This window comes from Microcoleus sp. OTE_8_concoct_300 (assembly GCF_031383065.1).
In the GTDB taxonomy this organism is placed as follows: domain Bacteria; phylum Cyanobacteriota; class Cyanobacteriia; order Cyanobacteriales; family Microcoleaceae; genus Microcoleus.
Genome location: NZ_JANMZH010000103.1, coordinates 1 through 3,668, shown reverse-complemented (window position 1 = coordinate 3,668; position 3,668 = coordinate 1). Strand labels below are relative to the sequence as shown.

Annotated in this window: 1 protein-coding gene and 1 pseudogene; both read right to left on the bottom strand. The window is 46.5% G+C overall.

All coding sequences use genetic code 11. The features are described from left to right. Window positions 1-836 (bottom strand): annotated as a pseudogene (locus ACUVJL_RS04680) (WD40 repeat domain-containing protein); the annotation flags it as partial. Beyond that, window positions 833-2,881, bottom strand: a complete 2,049-nt coding sequence (locus tag ACUVJL_RS04675; RefSeq protein ID WP_445244784.1) for an ATP-binding protein — start codon at window positions 2,879-2,881, stop codon at window positions 833-835. The pseudogene ACUVJL_RS04680 and the gene ACUVJL_RS04675, both read right to left, overlap by 4 nt. Between the last annotated feature and the right edge of the window lie 787 nt (window positions 2,882-3,668).

Below are 3,668 nucleotides of genomic sequence, written 5' to 3'. Positions count from 1 at the left end.
GTGAGGGTTCTAACTTCGGTACCTGTCTCGGTGTCCCAGATTTTCAGGGTTTTATCCCATGAAGCGGAAATCGCTGTTTTTCCGTCTGGTGCGATCGCCACTGCTGTTATCCAGTCAGTATGACCGGTGAGGGTTATAACTTCAGTACCTGTCTCGGTGTCCCAGATTTTCAGGGTGTTATCGTATGAAGCGGAAATCGCTGTGAGGCCGTCTGGTGCGTTCGCCACTGCTGTTACATCGCTAGTATGACCGGTGAGGGTTCTAACTTCGGTACCTGTCTCGGTGTCCCAGATTTTCAGGGTTTTATCCCATGAAGCGGAAATCGCTGTTTTTCCGTCTGGTGCGATCGCCATTGCTAGTACCTCATCAGTATGACCGATGAGAGTTCGCAGACATCCTTCTCCCGGCCGTTCTAAATTAGCCCTCAAAGGCCGCAACCAAACACTATCTTTCCACTGCTTAGCCACCTCCAGCAACCCATGAATCTGCGGCCTTTCAAAATCCAGCAACCTCCCCAACAATTGCCCTGCTAATTGCGTTTTATCCTTCTCCAAAACGTGCGCCGACTTGCGAATTGCCCCTTGAATCAACCGCAAAGTTTCAGTTTGCTGCTCCGACAGCAACATATCTGCATTTCTCCCTAAATCGTAATCCTCAATTAGCGGCTGCGCCCCCAACAATTTTAACTTCGCCTCAATAAAACCAAAATCCGTCACCCAACCATAATAACGGTTGAAATCTCGCCCAATCTCAATGAAATCCCTGGGTTGATGCTTCAACAAATATTCTCGCTCCGATTTACTTTGCTTCGCCAACCACACACCCAAATCGCTCATAGAGGCGCCCCTTCTATCCTGTTATTCATACCTTGGCGGTTAAGTTCTTCAACATCAACCCCCGCAGATTGCACGGTTTCATCTTTTGCCAGAAACTCGCGAAAACTGTTGTGATAAATGCTGTAGCGAATTTCGCCGCTGATTTGCTGCTGCCGCAAAAATGAATCCCATTTCTTGAGAACCTGCTGTACTTTTAAATCAGTCTCGCCTACGGATTTAGCAATCCAGCCGCGAGAAACAGCTTCGCGCGCTTTCGATATCACGTAGATAATCTTAACTTTCATCTCCAACAGCGGATCGTCTTCCCTGCCCATCATCTGTGCCCAATGCTTCCGATAATATCCTGTCAACTCCCTAGGCAAATCTTCCAAAGAAACATCCCTGTACTCGCCGTTTTCGATATCATTCAGCACGTAGCGGAGATACATAAAATTGTTCTGGCTTTTTTGGGCCACCGCCCCCACAAACTGTTCCCGGCTCAAATCATGACTGGCAATCCAATTCTGAATGGAGGCGCTATTGCTGGTGCGTTTTGCAATATAAGCCTTCGTATCTTCCAGACTTTCTGCATCGTACTGCATCAAATCAAACGGCAGATGATTCATCGGCAAAGGCAAAGATTCCGGCCGCTTGGAAACAATAAAATAAACGTTATCCGGCAAAACTTCCGGCAAATAGAGAACGTTGCTGCCGCTGCTTTGCAAACTCAAATCGACTTCATCGAGGGCATCTACCACAAAAATCAACTTTTTCCCGCCCAATGTAGCGCTGACTTCCCCCAACAGCCGCCCTAAAAAATTGCCGTTTGCCGTGGCATTTTCCTGCACTTGCTGATAGTTATAACTGAGCTTAAAGCCTTCTATTAACTGAATGCAGGCATTTTCGAGAAATGTTTTGGCATCAACAATCCCGTCGGATCGCGAGTTAAAATGAGTAACGCAGCGGCGTTTCATCATCAACACGGACTGCGCCATTATTGAACTTTTCCCAACACCCGGTTCTGCTTCTAAAACAAAATAGCCTTTCCGATTTGTTTGCAAGAAACTGGCAATGTTTTCAAATACAAATCTGCGCCCGGTAAAGTCTTTAGTCCGGTCTTGAATAATCGTCTCGGACTTCAAAGAAATCCGCAATCGGGGCGCGGAAGTATCGATAAATGTTTGCAGCAATTCCCGAACTTGCGCCAAATCGTCCCGGATGCCAATTTCTATCGCTGACAATTTCCCCATCACTTGACAAATCTGCTGCCCTGTTGCCACGGCCTCCAACTTTTGCAGTATTTCCCCATTTTGCAGCCCCAAATCTCTGAGTTCTGCCAAAGCAATTTGGTGCAGATTCAACAGCATCGCCGCAAACTTTTCTCCTCCCTTCGCCGCATCGAGTTTCAGCACTCCGCAGTACGCTTTGGGGAAAGTTGCGTACAGCTTGTCCGCCACAAATTCCACAATTTCCGCATCGAAGGATTTGCCCTCGCGCCGGGCGAATTCGTTGAGGAAAGTTGCCCAATCTACCGTTGTCAATCCGGTAACTCGATCGAACTCCTCGGCATCCGCAGAAAAAATCAGGGTTAACTGGTCTTCGGAAATATTTAAACCCCTTGACAAGTCGGCTGTATTCGTGTTAATATACAGCCAGTATTCAGGAGTTTTATCGGCTAATTGACGGAGATCCCTTTCAGGAGAAGGCAAATTTTTGCTAAGTGCGATCGCAATTAATTGAGGGGACGAAGCAACCTCTCTCAAAATATAGGCGATCGCCTCACCCGCCGCCTTAATCAAATCGTCATTTTCCAGAATCTTCGGATTTTTGCTCAACCGTTGGGTCATCCGATTTCCGAGGTCATTAGCCGCGATATTCCCCGCAATACTATTAGCAATCGTCGCCAAAATCGAAACTCCCCCAAGGGCGATCGGGCCGCCCATCATACCCGCTGCTGCTTGAGTTGCCGGATTGGCGATCGCATTTGAAATAACTTGTCCAATAGCCATCACCGCACTGCATCCAATTACCCTAGTTTTAAAATTAGCTAAGTCAATTAGCGACATATAATAAATATTATTCTTTTCAAAAGTTAGTAGTAATTATATAGCAATCCTTGCAGGAGTCGTAAATTTTTTACCCCACCCCAGCCCTCCCCTTACTAAGGGGAGGGAGTAAGAAATTCACAAATGATTTAGGATCGCTATATCTTGCACCCTTCCGTTTAGTCCGTCGTTCGTTTCAACCCCCGTCTCATAGCTTGCATTCGGTTGAAACCGACTAAAGATTCGCCTGATTTTTGACACGGCCCGCCGTTCGTTTCAACCCCTAGCGGACTTGCGGAGGAACCAACTAACTTTCCCTGCGCGGACAAACTAACAAACTAACAAATTGAATTCGATCGCACATTTCTCTCAAATTCGATCGACCGATCGACAAAAAACCCGATCGCCCATCGACAAAAAACCCGATCGCGGGGCCAGAAACCGGGTTTTTACCGAAATACTTCGTTACAATTGAGATGTTGCACCATTATCAATAAGCCTTTTATGAACGGGCAAGATGCCCGTTCCATAAGAAAATCTACTCTTTGTGGAACAGGCATCTTGCCTGTTAAGCGAGAATATTGAGATGTTGCATCATTGTCAATAAGCCTTTTATGAACGGGCAAGATGCCCGTTCCACAAGAAAATCTACTCTTTGTCGAACAGGCCGGAAAGCCTGTTAAGCGAGAATATTGAGATGTTGCATCATTGTCAATAAGCCTTTTATGAACGGGCAAGATGCCCGTTCCATAAGAAAATCTACTCTTTGGGGAACAGGGATCTTGCCTGTTAAGGTAGAATATTGAGT

Excerpts from the sequence above, each read along its gene's own strand:
- ACUVJL_RS04675 (WP_445244784.1), bottom strand. The coding sequence starts at position 2,881 with ATGTCGCTAATTGACTTAGCTAATTTTAAAACTAGGGTAATTGGATGC.